The sequence below is a fragment of the Pseudomonas sp. PDM27 genome, from assembly GCF_019219205.1.
Lineage (GTDB): Bacteria > Pseudomonadota > Gammaproteobacteria > Pseudomonadales > Pseudomonadaceae > Aquipseudomonas > Aquipseudomonas laurylsulfatiphila.
The window spans coordinates 48,667-65,467 of sequence record NZ_JAHUWF010000016.1; the positions used below are offsets into that span (position 1 = coordinate 48,667).

General features: G+C 61.8%; 16 protein-coding genes and 1 pseudogene. 10 read left to right on the plus strand and 7 right to left on the minus strand.

Annotation, left to right across the window (positions count from 1 at the left end; translation table 11 throughout):
* Positions 1–158 precede the first annotated feature (158 nt).
* The 4 genes and pseudogenes from KW838_RS26155 to KW838_RS26165 all read left to right on the plus strand — a co-directional run bounded on the left by KW838_RS26155 (position 159) and on the right by KW838_RS26165 (position 2,863).
* The gene (locus KW838_RS26155; protein ID WP_218504076.1) at positions 159–953 is read left to right on the plus strand and encodes a hypothetical protein; all 795 of its coding nucleotides are present in this window, start codon (positions 159–161) and stop codon (positions 951–953) included.
* A gap of 58 nt (positions 954–1,011) precedes the next feature.
* On the plus strand, positions 1,012–1,929 hold the full coding sequence (locus KW838_RS26160; RefSeq protein WP_218503997.1) for a DMT family transporter: 918 nt from the start codon (positions 1,012–1,014) through the stop codon (positions 1,927–1,929).
* 51 nt (positions 1,930–1,980) lie between these two features.
* Positions 1,981–2,058 (plus strand): annotated as a pseudogene (locus KW838_RS30015) (glutathione S-transferase family protein); the annotation flags it as partial.
* A 238-nt stretch (positions 2,059–2,296) separates the two neighbouring features.
* A complete protein-coding gene (locus tag KW838_RS26165; protein ID WP_218503998.1) occupies positions 2,297–2,863 on the plus strand; it encodes a hypothetical protein in 567 nt (188 codons plus the stop codon).
* Positions 2,864–2,866: 3 nt separating this feature from the next.
* Here KW838_RS26165 and KW838_RS26170 read toward each other — a convergent pair whose 3' ends face one another.
* The 3 genes from KW838_RS26170 to KW838_RS26180 form a co-directional block, all read right to left on the minus strand.
* Positions 2,867–3,583 (minus strand): alpha/beta hydrolase, encoded by a 717-nt coding sequence (locus KW838_RS26170; RefSeq protein WP_218503999.1) that lies wholly within the window; start codon positions 3,581–3,583, stop codon positions 2,867–2,869.
* A 182-nt stretch (positions 3,584–3,765) separates the two neighbouring features.
* Positions 3,766–4,878: a succinylglutamate desuccinylase/aspartoacylase family protein gene (locus KW838_RS26175; RefSeq protein ID WP_218504000.1), complete on the minus strand. Its 1,113-nt coding sequence runs from the start codon at positions 4,876–4,878 to the stop codon at positions 3,766–3,768.
* A 191-nt stretch (positions 4,879–5,069) separates the two neighbouring features.
* Positions 5,070–5,849: an ABC transporter substrate-binding protein gene (locus tag KW838_RS26180; RefSeq protein WP_007975754.1), complete on the minus strand. Its 780-nt coding sequence runs from the start codon at positions 5,847–5,849 to the stop codon at positions 5,070–5,072.
* Between the two features lie 329 nt (positions 5,850–6,178).
* Between KW838_RS26180 and KW838_RS26185 the strand changes: the two genes are divergently transcribed.
* A complete protein-coding gene (locus KW838_RS26185; protein WP_218504001.1) occupies positions 6,179–6,820 on the plus strand; it encodes a type 1 glutamine amidotransferase in 642 nt (213 codons plus the stop codon).
* A 134-nt stretch (positions 6,821–6,954) separates the two neighbouring features.
* Here KW838_RS26185 and KW838_RS26190 read toward each other — a convergent pair whose 3' ends face one another.
* Entirely contained in the window at positions 6,955–7,389 is a 435-nt protein-coding gene (locus tag KW838_RS26190) for a rhodanese-like domain-containing protein (protein WP_218504002.1), read from the minus strand.
* Positions 7,390–7,490: 101 nt separating this feature from the next.
* On the opposite strand from KW838_RS26190, the gene ftrA reads away from it, so the two are divergent.
* On the plus strand, positions 7,491–8,477 hold the full coding sequence (ftrA, locus tag KW838_RS26195) for a transcriptional regulator FtrA (protein WP_218504003.1): 987 nt from the start codon (positions 7,491–7,493) through the stop codon (positions 8,475–8,477).
* Positions 8,478–8,584: 107 nt separating this feature from the next.
* Here the strand turns inward: ftrA and cobF are convergent, their stop codons facing one another.
* Entirely contained in the window at positions 8,585–9,340 is a 756-nt protein-coding gene (cobF, locus tag KW838_RS26200) for a precorrin-6A synthase (deacetylating) (protein WP_218504004.1), read from the minus strand.
* On the minus strand, positions 9,337–9,912 hold the full coding sequence (locus tag KW838_RS26205; RefSeq protein ID WP_218504005.1) for a histidine phosphatase family protein: 576 nt from the start codon (positions 9,910–9,912) through the stop codon (positions 9,337–9,339). Before KW838_RS26205 ends, cobF begins: the two co-directional genes overlap by 4 nt.
* A 714-nt stretch (positions 9,913–10,626) precedes the next feature.
* Between KW838_RS26205 and KW838_RS26210 the strand changes: the two genes are divergently transcribed.
* From KW838_RS26210 to KW838_RS26220, 3 genes are all read left to right on the plus strand, one after another.
* The gene (locus KW838_RS26210; RefSeq protein WP_218504006.1) at positions 10,627–11,643 is read left to right on the plus strand and encodes an arginine N-succinyltransferase; all 1,017 of its coding nucleotides are present in this window, start codon (positions 10,627–10,629) and stop codon (positions 11,641–11,643) included.
* Positions 11,644–11,698: 55 nt separating this feature from the next.
* Positions 11,699–12,733, plus strand: a complete 1,035-nt coding sequence (astA, locus tag KW838_RS26215; RefSeq protein WP_218504007.1) for an arginine N-succinyltransferase — start codon at positions 11,699–11,701, stop codon at positions 12,731–12,733.
* Between the two features lie 142 nt (positions 12,734–12,875).
* Entirely contained in the window at positions 12,876–13,745 is an 870-nt protein-coding gene (locus KW838_RS26220; RefSeq protein WP_007975765.1) for an oxaloacetate decarboxylase, read from the plus strand.
* Between the two features lie 323 nt (positions 13,746–14,068).
* Here KW838_RS26220 and KW838_RS26225 read toward each other — a convergent pair whose 3' ends face one another.
* Positions 14,069–15,142 carry a diguanylate cyclase gene (locus KW838_RS26225; RefSeq protein ID WP_218504008.1) on the minus strand — a complete coding sequence of 358 codons (1,074 nt, stop codon included), beginning with the start codon at positions 15,140–15,142 and terminating at the stop codon, positions 14,069–14,071.
* 198 nt (positions 15,143–15,340) lie between these two features.
* Here KW838_RS26225 and KW838_RS26230 point away from each other — a divergent pair, with 198 nt between their 5' ends.
* Entirely contained in the window at positions 15,341–16,795 is a 1,455-nt protein-coding gene (locus tag KW838_RS26230) for an NAD(P)/FAD-dependent oxidoreductase (RefSeq protein WP_218504009.1), read from the plus strand.
* Positions 16,796–16,801: the final 6 nt, after the last annotated feature.

A 16,801-nucleotide genomic window follows, 5' to 3' on the forward strand; every position in this document is an offset into this window, starting at 1 on the left:
ACCCACTGTCCGCCCCACTGGCCCAGGAAACCCAGGCGCAAAAGATCCTTTCGTACAAATTCAGAAGGGCTTTATGTATACAAAATCCGCATGCAGATAAAGCAATCCAGCCGCTGCAATGTTACCGTTGCCACCTCACACAGGTCGGAGACATGCGCGTGCTGATCCTCAAACTGCTGGTAATCCCAGGCTTCCTGCTACTGATCTCCCTGGCCGGCAAACGCTGGGGACCGAGCGTGGCCGGTTGGCTGTCGGGGTTGCCGGTGGTGGTCGGACCGATCCTGTTGTTCCTTGCCCTTGAGCAAGGCCAGGCGTTTGCTGCGCAATCGGCCACTGCAGCGCTGTCGGCCATGTTTGCGATGATTGCGTTTTGCGTGACCTACGCCCAGGTCGCACAACGGGCCGGATGGCCACTGGCGTTGCTGATCTCGCTGTCGGTCTGGGCGCTGGTGGCGGTTGTCCTGTCGCTGATCCCGGGATCCCTGGTGTTTTCCCTGTGCGCCGCCGCGACCGCGCTGCTCGCCGCGCCCTATCTGTTTCCCGCCGTGCAACCGGTGCTCAGTGGCCCGGGGCCGAAATCCGACAAGCTTGTGCTGCGCATGGTGGCCGGTGCATTGCTCACCCTGGTCGTGACGCTGCTGGCCAGCACCGTCGGCGACCGCTGGAGCGGCCTGCTGGCGGTGTTCCCGGTATTGGGCAGCGTGATGGCGGTGTTCTCCCAGCAAACCCGTGGCTCGGCCTTTACCGCCGCGTTGTTGCGCGCCACCGCCACCGGCATGTATTCGTTCGCCGCGTTTTGCCTGGTGTTGGCCCTGGCCCTGCCGTCGATGGGGATGAACGCTTTTGTCCTGGGCGTCGCGGTGTCGGTGGCCATGCTGGGGGTGACCAAACGCTTGCTGGCGCGGCCGGTCGGCCCGACGACGGACACTGGAGGAACAGCCATCAAACGCTAAGCTGCATGATGTCATCGGGCCAGGATGTTGCCCGCCTCTAAGCGCTGAAGGAACAGACATGACTGCATCTCGCTTGCGCACTGCCCGATCGGCGACCGCCGTGGGCGTGATTGCGATCTTCCTCTGGTCCTGCCTGGCGTTGTTGACCACCCTCACTGAAGGCATCCCGCCCTTTGAACTGCTGACCTTGAGTTTCGGCGTGGCGTTTGCCGCCAGCCTGATCACCCTCGGCCGCCATGGCATGAGCGGGTTCAGCAGCTGGCGCCAGCCCTGGGCTGTCTGGGCCACCGGTTTCGTCGGGATTTTCGTTTATCACGCGCTGTACTTCTTCGCGCTCAAGGTCGCGCCTGCCGCCGAAGCCAGCCTGATCAATTACCTGTGGCCGCTGATGCTGGTGCTGCTCTCGGCCTTCGCCGCCGGCGAAAAACTGCACAAGCGCCAGGTGCTCGGTGCGGTGCTGGGCCTGGCGGGCACGGCGTTCATCATGCAGCAACGCGCCACCCACACGGCGGCGACCATGCCCGTCGCCGGGTATCTGGCGGCGTTCGGCTGCGCGCTGATCTGGGCCGGCTACTCGGTGTTCAACCGTCGTTTCAGCGCAGTGCCCAGCAGCATCATCGGTGGCATCTGCGGCATGTCGGCCGCCGCCGGGCTGGTCTGCCACCTGGCCTTCGAAACCACCGTGTGGCCTGACCTCAATCAATGGGCGGCGATCGTCGTCCTCGGTCTGGGGCCGGCTGGCCTGGCGTTCTTTGCCTGGGACCACGCCACCAAACACGGCAACCTGGCGACGCTGGGGGCGCTGTCCTATCTGGCACCCTTGATCTCGACCTTGCTGCTGATCGTCGTCGGCCATGGCCATGCCAGCCCGATCCTGATCGTGCCGGCGCTGCTGATCATCGCTGGCGCGGTGATTGCCACCGCACAGGCGCCCGAAAAAGCACCCGCAACCCGTTCGATGGTTTCGCACGAGTAGAACAACGACCCCGTACGTCAATCGAACCGTTTTGCTTCAACATCAGCCTCGATGAAAGTTGCCCTGCTGCTCGAAGAACTGCAAACGCCCTACGAACTGATCGGCGTCGACACCTTCAAGGGCGAGCAAGAGTGATCAATGTGGCGAGGGAGCTTGCCTGTGGCGAGGGGGCAAGCCCCCGTTGGAGTGCGAAGCGCTCCCAAAATTTTCGAAAGTTGCCGAGACTCTGGGGTCGCTACGCAACCCAACGGGGGCAAGCCCCCTCGCCACAAGTGCTCACATGACCACTCGGTAGGGCAGGCTGGAATGCAGCACAACCTCCGTGGGATGATCGCGCCCCACCGCGCACCCATCCCTGGAGATTCCGATGTCTTTGTTGAGTAAAAAAGCCCTTGTCCTGCTGCTGGCAGCCGCTACCGGCCTGGGGGCTTTGAATGCGCAGGCCGCCAAGGCCACTTCCAGCGATGCGCCAGCCCAGAAAGTCTCGATGCTCGGCAGCAAATTCACCTTCAACCTGCCCAAGGGTTTCAGCGCCAACCCGCTGCCGGCCAGCCCGGACGGTGCCAGTGGCACCCTGTACAGCAATGCGACCACCAAGACCGTGGTGATCGCCGCTGAAAACACCCTGCCCAACGGCATCAGCGTCAAGGACAACGACGGCGGGTTCCTCGATGGCACCGTGGCCGACTTCGAGGCGGCGCAACACAAGTCCCTGCCCGACTACAACAAGCTCAGCGAGAAAACCCTGACTCAGAAATCCGGGTTGGGCCTGCGCCAGATCGACGGCACTGCCACGCAAGGCGGTGGCATGACCCTCACCACCACGCTGATGGCTGCCTCCGGCACCCGCATGGCGGTGGTCCAGGTGATTTCCCGCCCTGGCGACATGGCGGCCCATGAAACCCTGATCAAACAGATCGTCAGCGGAAAATAAGGCTCAGGGGTTAAGACGCTGCAACCAGGCGCTCAAGTCCTGGATCTCTTCGGCGCTGATGTTGTGGCCGACACCGGGGTAGCCGTGAAACTCGGGTTCGAGTGACACGCTCTGCAACAGGCTGTTGGCCTCGGTACCGTCGCTGTAGGGAAGGCGTTTGTCGTGCTCGCCATGACCAATGAAAATCGCCAGCGACTGGCGCTTTTCATCCGGTTTGAGCTCGGCCTTGAGCACCGGCAGAATCCGCCCGCTCAATGCAGCGATCCCGCCGAGCGCTTCGGGGTGCCGCAAGCCCACTTCGTAAGACATGATCGCGCCCTGGCTGAAACCGACCAGGAACACCTTCTCCGGTTCGGTGTGATATTTCTTCGCGGCCTGTGCGACGAAGTCCAGCAACACCTGGCCACTGGACTTCAAATCATCGGTCTCGCCGTTGTAGGCCCCTTCGCCCTTCTTGCGGAACCACTGATAGCTGCCCGCCTCCATCACCAAAGGTGCCCGCACCGACAGGTAGGTGTAGGACGCGGGCAAATCGTCCTTGATGCCGAACAGGTCCTGCTCGTTACTGCCGTAACCGTGAAGGAAAATCACCAGGGGCTGAGGGTTCGAATCGGTGGTGGCCTGTGCCAGGTACTTGAGTGGCAGGTCGGTTTGCAACGGGGTTTGGGCGTGGACGGCAGTGGATGCCAACAGCGTGAGCAGCGCGAGAATCTTCAACATGGGTCTTCCTTCACGGAATGCAGGATTCGCGCAAGAGCCTAACACTGTGCAGTAGGCAGGAACATCTCGGGTGTGGCTGATGCCGCCTTCGCGAGCAGGCTCGCTCCCACAAGGACCGCATTTCAAATGTGGGAGCGAGCCTGCTCGCGAAGAGGCCCGGACGGGCACTGAAGATTCCGAAGTCAGTCGTTGATCAGCTTCCCCACCCGAATCGGCTCACGCCCGGCGACTTTCGCCTGCCAGGTGCCTGGCTGGGTGTAGCGCCCACGGTCGATGGCGAACAGCACGCCGCTGGTGCCGGCCTGCACGGTGGTGACCTTGTCGTTCAACGGGTCGACCACTTCGAACAGCGCATCGCCCTTCTCTACCCACTCCCCGGCTTCACGCAGGAAGCTGACCACGCCGTGATGCGGTGCGAACAGGTATTGGGTGCCTTCGAACGGCATGCCTTCACAGCAGTCGGCCGGTGCCGCCGGCCAGGTGCCGGAGATGAAACCCTGTTCGGCGAGGAAGCCGAGAATGGCCTCGCCATTGGCCCGGGCCTGGTCGACCCGGGTGTCCCCCATGCTGCCCAGCTCCAGCGTGGTCGCCAGGTTGGCCGGGGGAATCGCCGCCGCAGGGAACGCCCGGGCCAGGCGCAACCAGGGAGAAGAACAGGACTCGTCGAACGAGCTGCCGCCGGAGTCCTCACACAACAGCGCCACGCCGGCCTGCAAACGCGCCGCCAGGGATCGCCATTGTGGCCAGTGCTGCGGCAACGCGTAGATGTGGATCGCCGCGTCGAAATCGCAATGCAGGTCGAGGGTGATGTCGGCGTCGCAGGCATGGCGCAGTAACAGGCGGTGCATGGCTTCCAGCTGCGATGTCGCTGCCGGCAAGTCATCGAGGACCTGGCCCATGGTCTGGCGAATCAGCGTGATGTTGGCCTGGGCATCGCTGCCGAGGCGATCACCGACCCGCTCGGCCACCGGCGCACTGAGTTCGACGAACGAGCGGTTGAAGTTCTTGCCACTGCCCAGCTCGAAACGCCCCATGTGGCTGCCTTGCAGGTGCTGGTCGAGGCCAATGGGATTGGCCACCGGCACCAGTTCGATCACGCCGTTCAACTGTCCCTGTTGCTCAAGTTCGGTCAGGCGCTTCTTCAACTCCCAGGCCGTGCGCATACCCGGCAATTCGTCGGCATGCAGGCTGGCCTGGATGTACACCTTGCGCGGGCCCGCGCCATAACGAAACACGCTGAGGGTGCGCTCAGTGCCCAGGTGGCTCCAGGGCAGCGGATGGTCGATGCGTTGCATGGAAATACTCCTGAGGATTACCTCTGTGGGAGCGAGCTTGCTCGCGATAGCGGTCGAACAGTCAACAATGATGGTGGCTGGTATGGCCCTATCGCGAGCAAGCTCGCTCCCACAAAGGTCTCTTTACATTAGAAAACGCATAAAAAAAGTGGCAGTCGCGTCAACGGCTGCCACTTTCTCGAACGGCTGGATTACTCGCCGTAAACGTCAAACTTGAAGTACTTGTCCTGCACTTGCTTGTACTTGCCGTTGGCGCGGATCTCGGTGATGGCTTTGTTGAACTGCTCGGCCAGGGCGGTATCGCCCTTGCGCACGGCGATGCCGGCGCCGCCACCGAAGTACTTCGGATCGTTGTACTCAGGGCCGACGAAGGCAAAACCTTTACCGGCGTCGGTTTTCAGGAAACCGTCGTCCAGGTTGACCGAGTCGGCCAGCAGCGCGTCGATGCGGCCGGAGACCATGTCCAGGTTGGCTTCCTGCTGGGAGCCGTAGCGCACCAGGACAATCCCTGCCGGTTGCAGCACTTCAGTGGCGAAGCGGTCGTGGGTACTGGCGCGCAGTACACCGACTTTCTTGCCCTTGAGTTCGGTCAGCGGATCCTTGACGTCGGTGCCTTCCTTCATCACGAAGCGCGCCGGGGTGTGGTAGTACTTGATGGTGAAATCGACGTTCTTCTTGCGGTCGTCAGTGATGGTCATGGACGACAGGATGGCGTCGATTTTCTTGACCTTCAGCGCAGGGATCAGGCCGTCGAACTCTTGCTCGACCCAGGTGCACTTGACCTTCATCTGCTCGCACAAGGCATCGCCGATGTCCACGTCGAAACCGGTGAGTTTGCCGTCAGGGGTTTTCATCGAAAATGGCGGGTAGCCGGCTTCGATGCCGATGCGGATCGGCTTGGCGTCGTCAGCCACGGCGGTCAGGGACAACATCGACAGTGCCAGGGCACCGAACATCACTAGCTTCTTCATTTATAACTCCTGTGTGCGGAGGCTTTTATTGGCAGCTTCGATTGGCAGCGTTCGGTCCTCGCTTTGTGAGCGGAACCGAAGTGGCCGGCAGTCTAGAGCGGCTACAGGAGGGTAAATTACGCCAAGGCGACAAATACTTACAAAAAAGTGGCGCCAGGATCGCGTCATTGCGGTGAACGAGCCATGACGGAGCAACCTCTGTCGGACAGATCGCGTTTTCAGACCGGACCTACAGGCGTTTCGACGCCATCCGACGCAACGGACCGGCTGGCGATACCGGGTGTTTTACGGCACATTGGGCGCCCTTGCGTCCCATCGAGAGTAGCGCGATGCCCACGTTGAACCTGATCCAGCACCACCCCGCCGAAGGCCCGGGTGCCATCGCCTTTTGGGCCGAGTCCGAGGGGCTGACGCTGAAGGTGTTTCGCGCCGACCTGGGGCAGTTGCCGCCCGTCAGCGCCGATCCGGTGATCCTGTTGGGCGGACCTTATGAATCCAATGCCGGCCCGGCCTGGCTTGCGGCCGAACGGCAATGGCTCAAAGGCAGTCTGGATCTGGGTGGGGCCGTGTTCGCCATCTGCCTGGGGGCTCAGCTGCTGGCGTTGAGTCTGGGCGGCAATGTCCGACGCATGGACCGGAGCGAAACCGGATGGACCACGGTGAGCTTTATCGATGGGCAAGCGCTGAAGGTACTCGAGTGGCACGAAGACGCCATCGACCTGCCGCCTGGCGCGCAACTGTTGGCCAGCAGCGAGCACTGTGTGCAGCAGATGTACCGCGCCGGGCCGGCGCGGCTGGGGTTGCAGTTTCATCCGGAGTGGAACGCCGAGTCGGTGGCCATGCTCAATGCGCATTTTGGCGATGAGTCGCCATTGCCGCGGGGGCCGCAGGACGATGCGGATTACGCAGCGGTGGCCGTGTGGCTGGAGGCGACACTCGATGAGTGGTGGGCGGCCGCTAACGAACACTGATCCATATCAAAGCACATTCCTGTGGCGAGGGAGCTTGCTCCCGCTCGGCTGCGCAGCAGACGCCGTTTTTGGGGTCGCTACGCGACCCAGCGGGAGCAAGCTCCCTCGCCACAATGATCATTGGTGTTTGGGTATCAGCATTCGCAACCGATCACTTCACGGGCCAGCCGCGGCTCAGTGACACTCAACTCAAACCCTTCATCCAGCCACCCGGTCACGCCGCCGATCATCTCCTTGACCGGATAACCCAAGGCCGCCAGCTTCACCGCGGCCTTGTTGGCGCCGTTGCAGTGAGGCCCGGCGCAATAGACCACGAACAGGCTGTTTTTCGGATATCCGGCCAAACCTTCGGCGGTCAGCAAGCGCCCGGGAATGTTGATCGCTCCCGGTACATGCCCGCGCTCGAACGCCAGCGGGCCACGCACATCCACCAGAATGAAATCGATTTCGCCAGCCTGCTGGCTGCCGTAGACGTCGGAACAATCGGTTTCGAACGTCAGACGGTTGCTGAAATGCATCAGGGCGATGGCCGATGGGGCGGCGGGAATTTCGCGAACCAGACTGGTCATGGGCTGTACTCCAAAGAGGCGGTGGGTGTGGGAAGACTTTATCCGCCCGGCACTTGCGGCTACAGTGGCGCACAAGACACCGATCGGGAATTTTCCGCCAAATGCATCCCAACCCAGCCATGGTCGCGATTCTGGCCTACGACGGCCTCTGCACATTCGAGTTCGGCATCGCCGTGGAGATCTTCGGCCTGCCACGCCCCGAGTTCGATTTCCCGTGGTACGAACATCGCATCGTCGCCGTCGATCAAGGCCCGATGCGTGCCATGGGCGGCATCCAGGTCCTGGCCGACGGCGGCATGGAATTGCTCGCCGATGCCCGCACCATCATCATTCCCGGCTGGCGCGACCGCAGCGCCACGGTCCCCGCAGAGCTCATCGACGCCCTGCGCCAGGCCCATGCGCGGGGCGCGCGGTTACTGTCGATCTGCTCCGGGGTGTTTGTCCTCGCCGCCACCGGGTTGCTCGACGGGCACGGTGCGACCACGCACTGGCGCTACACCTCGGAACTGGCCGAGCGGTTTCCCGGCATCCTGGTGGACCCGGACGTGCTGTATGTCGATTCCGGCCAATTGATCACCTCCGCCGGCAGCGCGGCCGGCATCGATGCCTGCCTGCATCTGGTGGCCCGGGATTTCGGCACGCAAGTGGCCAATTCCGTGGCCCGGCGCCTGGTCATGTCGCCACAACGCAGCGGCGGCCAGGCGCAATTCATTCCGACGCCGGTCAGTTCTACACCGCGCAGCGATCTTTCCCGCGTCATGCAGTGGGCACGTGAGCGCTTGCACGAACCGCTGGAGGTGCGCGACCTGGCCAGCGAAGCCGCCATGAGCGAACGCACCTTCCTGCGCCGCTTCACCGAAGCCAGCGGCCAGTCACCGAAAACCTGGTTGCAGCAGCAACGTCTGGGCCGCGCCCGCGAACTGCTGGAAAGCAGCGACCAGAACACCGAACAGATCGCCGAACGTTGCGGTTATCGCTCGGTGGAAAGCTTTCGGGTGGCCTTTCGAACTGTGGTTGGCGTGCCGCCTTCGGTGTATCGGGAGCGGTTTGGGCGTGGGGGCAGTGCTTTACCTTCGGTTGACCTTTAAGACGCCTTCGCGAGCAGGCTCGCTCCCACACGGATGGTGTGAACTCTGAAAGTCCACTGTGGGAGCGAGCCTGCTCGCGAAGGCGTCAGCCCGGTCACCTCAAGCTCTCAAGGCTTGCGCAACAGATAGGTATCCATGATCCAGCCATTGGCCAGCCGCGCCGCCTTGCGCACCCGTTCGATTTCATCCGCCACGTCCTTGAGCTTGCCGCTGATCAGGATTTCATCCGGCGTCCCCAGATAGGCCCCCCAGTAAATCTCCGTGTCCCGGTCCGCCACCTGATGGTAGGCATCCTGGGCATCGAGCATCACCACCAGGCTGTCGGCATCGCCCACCTGCCCAGCCGCCAACCGCCGGCCCGTGGTGATTTCAACGGAGCGGCCAATCTGGTTCAGCGCCACCTTGTGCTGTGCCGCCAGGGCCTGGACGCTGGTAATGCCGGGGATCACCTCGAACTCGAACCCACACGCGCCCGAGGCCTGGATCGCCTGAAGGATACGGATTGTGCTGTCGTACAGCGCAGGGTCGCCCCACACCAGGAAACCACCACACTGACCGTCGGACAGTTCTTCATTGATCAGCCGTTCGAAAGTCTGCTGTTTGGCCAGGTTCAAGTCGTCGACACTGGTCCTGTAGTCCACTTCACCACGTTCGCGCTCGGGGCTGTGGGCCTGGACAAAACGGTAAGCGTGGTCGGTGATGTAGCGTTCGCAAATTTCGCGGCGCAAGTCGATGAGCTTGTCTTTGCTCTCGCCCTTGTCCATGAGAAAAAAAACGTCGACCTGATTCAGCGCCTTCACCGCTTGCATCGTGATGTAGTCGGGATTGCCGGCGCCGATGCCGATGACCAGGAGTTTTTTCATTGCAACAGCTCCTCGGGGTCGGTGCCCGGCAAGCGCAACCGCCAGCGGCCATGGAACCTCAACTCGACCGCCGACAGGGGTTCGACGTCGATCATGTCGGATGCCGCACCCTGCAACACCTGCGTCAGCGCGGCGCGGATGACAAAGGGATGGGTAATGGCAACGATGTGTCCGGGTGTCGATTGCAACGCGGTCAACCACGCCCCCACCCGCTCGCCCAATTGCACCAGCGACTCGCCACCGTGGGGAGCCGAAGCCGGATCCCCCAACCAATGCTCGAGCACCCCGGGGTCGGTTTTTTGCAGATCGCCGATGCGCACACCGCCCCAATGCCCGAAGTCGCAGTCCTTCAACGCATCGACAATCTCCGGCGCGCTACCAAACAGCTCAGCGGTTTGCCGGGTGCGCAGTTCCGGACCGCAGACAAGGCGTGGAACGCCCTTGAACTGCTTGCAACGGGAAAGCCTGAGCGCTTGCCAGTCCATCTCCAGAGGTTCGTCCAATGGAAAACGCGCCAGTTTCTGTGCGACGGTTCGAGCGTGACAAATCAGGGTTAAACGGGTCGCCTGCACCGGCAATCACTCCAGGGATGGAAAGGAACAACGGCGTCAGGGGACTGCCATCGCGCAATTGTGCCGCAAGAAAGCAGGCCTTGGGGGTAATGCCGATCAGTTAAGCCCCGGACATTGTGGGAGCGAGCTTGCTCGCGATGGCAGACTGTCAGGCACCCCTTGCTTGACTGTCCAGCCGTCATCGCGAGCAAGCTCGCTCCCACAAGGTTTGCACTGACTGGCATCAGGCCTTGGGGGTGTTTAATTTTCCGGTTTGAAGCGGGCTCCGTCAGGCATTTCCCGGCAGATTTTCTGTTATCGCTGACTGCAACCAAGGCAATTGCCTACAAGACTTTGCGACATCGGTGTAGCCCCTTGCTGCAGGCACTTCGCCCCATTTTCGGGCACGGTCGGAGCACGCGAAAATTAACTAGACAGGCAGCACGCGATAATTAAATACTCTTTTCAACGGACTGTTAAAACATGTGCCACGCTCATCCAGCAGGAGCCCGGATGCCTTTTCTCGAATACCCGATCAATGTGCCAGGCCCGGCATCGCCAGCGGCCGAACCATCCGTTCCTCGTTTAATGCAGGCAACCCCAGCAAGCATCTGACAAGAAAAAGAGTGGCGCCTGACAACGATCAGATGCCCACCGAACAAATGTGTGGAAAAACCGACAGTGATAGTCAGGTTCGGCTCAAACCGCCGGATCGTTTGATACAGGAGTATCTCCATGCTGGTCTTGCGTCCAGTCGAGTTGGCCGACCTGCCAAGGTTGCAGAAGCTGGCTCGTGAAAGCCTGGTGGGTGTCACATCCCTGCCCGACGATAGCGAACGGTTACGCGAAAAAATTCTCGATTCCTGTACCTCGTTCAAGAAAGACGTCGAAGGTCATGGCCCGGAAAACTATTTCTTTGTCCTCGAAGACCCGACGACGCAGCACCTGGTCGGCTGCTCGGAAATCCTCGCCACGGCGGGGTACGGCGAGCCGTTCTACAGCCTGCGCAACCGGCACTTCACCAGTGCCTCGCGGGAACTGAACATCGAGCACGGTGTACCGGCCTTGTCGTTGTGTCACGACCTCAGTGGCCACACCTTGCTGCGTGGCTTCCATATCGATGCCGCACGGGTGCGCACCGCCCATTCCGAACTGCTGTCGCGGGCGCGCCTGTTGTTCATCGCGGCCCACCCCGGGCGTTTTTCCGCAACGGTTATCACCGAAATCGTCGGCTACAGCAGTGATGAAGGGCACTCGCCATTCTGGGATGCCGTGGGCAAGCATTTCTTCGACCTGCCCTACGTCGAGGCCGAACGGCTTTGCGGCCTGCAGAGCCGCACCTTTCTCGCCGAGCTGATGCCGCAGTACCCGATTTACGTGCCCATGCTGCCCAAAGCGGCACAGGACTGCATCGGCAGCATCCACCCCGATGGCCAGGAGGCCTTCGATATCCTCGAGCGCGAAGGCTTCGAAACCAACAGCTACATCGATCTGTTCGATGGCGGCCCGACGCTCTATGCGCGCACCTCGGGCATTCGGTCCATCGCCCACAGCCAGTGCGGCCTCACGCAGCCTGGTCTGGTGAACGATGCCCGGGGCAGCTTTCTGGTGAGCAACGAGTCCTTGACGGATTATCGGGCCATCGTCGCCGACCTTGATTACATCGCCGGGCAACCGGTCACGCTGGATGCGGCCATGTGCGCGGCGTTGAAGGTCAGCGAAGGCAGTCCGGTCAGGCTGATCGCCCTGTGAGTGCCCGCTTGGGTCAACGCCAACGTCTGAACACCCATGAACAAGGAATAGCCGCATGATCGTCCGTCCGGTCCAGATCACCGACCTGCCCGCCTTGTTCACGCTGGTGCGCCAGGCCAGCCCCGGACTCACCAGCCTGCCGGCCGACGAAGAACGCCTGGCCTACCGGATCCGCTGGGCCCAACGCACCTTCGCCGGGCAGGTCGATCGGGCCGATGCCGATTACCTGTTCGTGCTCGAGGACGACGAGCAGCAAGTGGTGGGCGTCAGCGCCCTGACGGGTGGAATCGGTCTGCGCGAGCCCTGGTACAACTACCGGGTCGGGCTGACGGTCAATGCTTGCGCGGACCTGGGTATCCAGCGCCAGATCCCGACCCTGTTCCTGAGCAACGAATTGACCGGGCAATCGGAAGTCAGCTCGTTGTACCTGCGCCCGGATCAGCGCCAGGGAAGCAACGGCCGGTTGCTTTCGCTCGGGCGTTTGTTGTTCGTGGCCGAGTTCACGCAGCTGTTCGGCAACCGGCTGATCGCCGAATTACGCGGCAGTACCGATGAACGAGGCGGCTCACCGTTCTGGGACAGCCTTGGCCGGCATTTTTTCAAGATGGATTTCAGCCATGCCGATCACTTGTCCGGGCTGGGCAACAAATCGTTCATCGCCGAACTCATGCCACGCCAGCCGCTGTACACCTGCCTGCTCACCGAACAGGCCCAGGCGGTGATCGGCAAGTCCCACCCGAATACCGAGCCGGCCCTGAAAATCCTCAGCGCCGAAGGTTTTGCCCACAAGGGCCATATCGATATCTTCGACGGCGGACCGGTCATCGAGGCCCCGGTTTCCGGTATCCGCAGCGTGTGCGACAGCCGACCGCTGCAACTGGCCATCGGCTCGCCGGACGCGAACGATCCGCTCTGGCTGATTCACAACCGTCGCCTGGAAAACTGCCGCATTACCTGCGTCCCGGCCCGACTGGCGGGCAACAGCCTGGTGGTCGATCGCCTGACCGCCAAGCGTTTGCAGCTGCAGCCCGGCGACTCGGTGCGCGCCGTGCCGCTGCTCAATCAGCGGCACCAGGCCGCAGCGGCGTGACTTATCAGCTTGCTGCCTCAGGCGTCAATCGGGCTTACCCAGCAAATTCGTCATCATTCTCCCCCTGCGCGCGTGATAGCCTTTTATTTCTTCGGCGTTGACACTTTTGCTCAAGCCCTTCCATTCCATTGGTGGAACTCATATGTCCAGGCTTTCCCATCAAGATTTGCGCCGCAATTTTCGCCAACTGTTCGCCTCCAACACCTGCTACCACACGGCCTCGGTGTTCGACCCGATGTCGGCGCGCATCGCCGCCGACCTGGGTTTCGAAGTCGGGATCCTGGGTGGCTCGGTCGCCTCGCTGCAGGTGCTGGGCGCCCCTGACTTTGCCCTGATCACCCTCAGCGAGTTCGCTGAACAGGCCACCCGCATCGGCCGTGTTGCCCAGTTGCCGGTGATTGCCGATGCCGACCACGGCTACGGCAACGCGCTCAACGTCATGCGCACCATCGTCGAACTCGAACGCGCCGGCGTCGCTGCGCTGACCATCGAAGACACCCTGCTGCCCGCGCAGTTCGGCCGCAAATCCACCGACCTGATCACGGTCGCCGAAGGCGTCGGCAAGATCCGCGCGGCACTGGAAGCCCGCTGCGATAAGGAAATGGCGATCATCGCCCGCACCCACGCCGGGATTCTGCCGGTGCAGGAAATCATCAGCCGCACCCGGCAATACCAGCAAGCCGGGGCCGACGGGATCTGCATGGTGGGCGTCAAGGACTTCGACCATCTGGAGCAGATCGCCGAGCACCTGAGCGTGCCGCTGATGCTGGTGACCTACGGCAACCCGCTGCTGCGCGACGACAAGCGCCTGGCTGAACTGGGCGTGCGCGTGACCATCGACGGCCATGGCGCCTACTTCGCCGCGATCAAGGCGACCTACGACAGCCTGCGCGAACAACGCCAGATCCTCACCCAGACCTCGGACCTGAGCGCGACCGAGCTGACTCACACCTACACGCAACCTGAGGAATACATCCGCTACGCGGAAGAGTTCATGAGCGTGAAGGAGTGATGGTTTAACCCGGCACGACGCCATCGTCGGATCGCCTGGTTCGCGGTTGCACACCAATGTTGGACTCGCCACAGATCCACTGTGGGAGCGGGCTTGCTCGCGAAGGCGTAGTGTCAGTCGATACAAATACTGAATGACACACCGCATTCGCGAGCAAGCCCGCTCCCACATTTGGATTGCGGGTGTACACAGGTGATGGACTCACCACAAATCTACTGTGGGAGCGAGCCTGCTCGCGAAGAGGCCATCACAGCCAACATCCCTGCCGCCTGACACTGCGCCTTCGCGAGCAGGCTGACTCCCACAGGTCTTGCGGTGGGCGGTCACGCCGAGTCGAGCAGTTCGCGATGGGGTTTGCCATTGCCGCAACAGATCACGCGGTTACGCCCGGTGGTCTTGGCTTCGTACAGCGCATGATCGGCGTCGTTGAGCCAAAGCGTCGCATCGGTGTGCGCCGGGTCGAATGACGCCAGGCCAATGCTCAAGCTGACTTTCAGTGCCGGACTCTGCTCGTAGCCCAAGGTGGCGAAGCGATCACGCAGGGCCTCCATGACCACCGCGGCGCGGTTCAGGGGCAGGTCCGGAAGGATCACGCAGAACTCGTCACCGCCGTAGCGCCCGGCCACATCGGTCGCTCGCAGGTTCTGCTTGAGCATTTTGCTCAACTGACGCAGGACGATGTCACCGGCAACATGGCCGTAGGTGTCGTTGATGGCCTTGAAATGGTCGATGTCGATCAGGGCAATCGCCCCGCCTTTTTGCTGGCGTTTGCAGCGCTGGAACTCGACTTCCAGCTGGTCCTTCCAGGCGCCATGGTTGAACAGGCCCGTCAGGCTGTCGGTGCGGCTCAGTGCCAGCAGTTCACGCTTCTGACGGCCGAGGGTATGGGCCTGGCGGAAGCAGATCCAGCCCAGCGCCAACGGATACAGGCACAGCAAGGGCAAACAGGCATAGAGCTGCAGCGGGCTGGTCGCTGGAATGAACGCCGGGGCGAAAATCTGTAGACCGACGCCAATGCCCAGCACTTGCGCGGCCGTCCCGGCCAGCAGGAAGCGCATGCCGCCGATGGCCACGTTGTTCATGGCCATCATGGAAATGGTGGTCGCGCTGGGCAGTGGATTGAAATGCATCGCGGCAATCCAGAAGCCGCCGAGAAAGGCATCGATCAGCAGGTTGCGGTGTTCGGCGTGATAAGGCTTTCTGGCCCGGCGCGCCCATTGATAAGCCACGTGCGGCCAGACCAGGCCATTGAACCACATGAAACCCCAGACCCAGGGCGCCGGATCGAGTGGATACATCGCCGCGCTCACGCACACCAATCCCAGGGCCACCCCCAGGATTCGCGATGTATAGAGCCTCCTGGCCAATGAGAAACCCTTTCCTCCCGCTTTTTCCATAAGGCCTCTGTGCCACTCGACGGAATGCGATAACAGCCTGTGCCTGTGCGCTGGAGTCTATCAGGGCGAGATTAAATAGCCATCACCGGCTGGCGGGCTGAATATCGCGACATCACCCTCTCATAAAAGCAAAAGCCTCACCCCAGAAACGGCTATACATGAAAGAAGGGGTTGATCAATGACCATAAGAGGAGGCCCATGCAGACCTTTCAAGTATTGATCATCGGCAGCGGGTTTGGCGGCCAATGTGCAGCAATCAATTTGCTCAAGGCCGGCATCGACGATTTTCGCCTGCTGGAGCGGCGGGATTTCTTCGGCGGCACCTGGTGCCAGAACACCTACCCCGGCGCGGCAGTCGACGTGCCCTCGCCGCTGTATTCGTTGTCTTTCGCGCCGTATCGCTGGACGCAGATGTTCGCCGAACAGGCCGAGCTGCATCGCTACACCCGCCATGTGGTGGAACACTTCGGCCTGCGCGACAAGGTGGAACTGGACGCGAATGTCGAGCGCATCGAATGGGACGACACCAGCAAGCGCTGGACCGTCTACACCGCCGGCAAGGGCACGTATTGCGCGCAGTTCCTGATCAACGCGACCGGGCCGCTGAGCCAACCGGTGGTGCCGCACTTCGAGGGACAGGAGCGTTTTCAAGGTAAAACGTTTCACACCAACAACTGGGATCACGGCTACGACTATCGGCACAAACGCGTGGCCATCGTTGGCAGCGGCGCCAGTGCGGCCCAGGTGATTCCGGCCATTGCCCCGGACGTCGGGCACTTGCATGTGTTCCAGCGCACGCCCCACTGGGTTCTGCCCCGGGCTGACCGCAGCTTTGGCCGTTTCCAGCGCTGGCTGCTGGGGCTCAAGCCGGCCTACAAACTGCTGCGCTGGGGGATCTACTGGCAGTTCGAAACCCGGGTGATTGCCTTCAAGTATTCGAAGCCGGCGATACACATGGTCCAGCGCCAGGCCCTGCGTTTTCTCAAACGCCAGGTGCCGGACGCCAAACTGCGGCGTCAACTGACGCCGGACTACACCATCGGCTGCAAACGGGTGATCCTGTCCAGCACACTGTATCCGGCACTGGCGCGGCGCAACGTGACGCTGCACAGCCGCGAGCAAGGCATCGCCGCCATCGACGAAACCGGCATCGTCACCCTGGACGGCCAACACATCGACCTGGACCTGATCGTCTGGTCCACCGGCTACGACGCCACCGACGGGGTTATTTCCTACCCGGTCACGGGAAAAAACGGCACCCGTCTCAAGGAAGTCTGGGCGCAATACCCTCGGGCCTACCTCGGCACCGCCCTGCCCGACTTTCCCAACCTGTTTATCGTCACCGGGCCGAACACCGGGATCGGCCACACCTCGGCACTGTTCATCATCGAATCGCAGATGAATTACATCCTCGACTGCATTCGCACCTTGAAGACTCAAGGTTTACGCAGCATCGAAGTTCGCCATGAGGCGGAACGTACCTACACTGAAATGATCCACCGGGAAATGGAACGTACCGTGTGGAAGTCCGGTGGTTGCCACAGTTGGTATCAAAGCAAGAGCGGTCATGTGATTGCGATGTTTCCGGGGTTCAGTTTCAGCTTTCATCGCTTGACCCGAGCGCTGAAACCCGCCGATCACATTTTGTCCTGAGCTGAT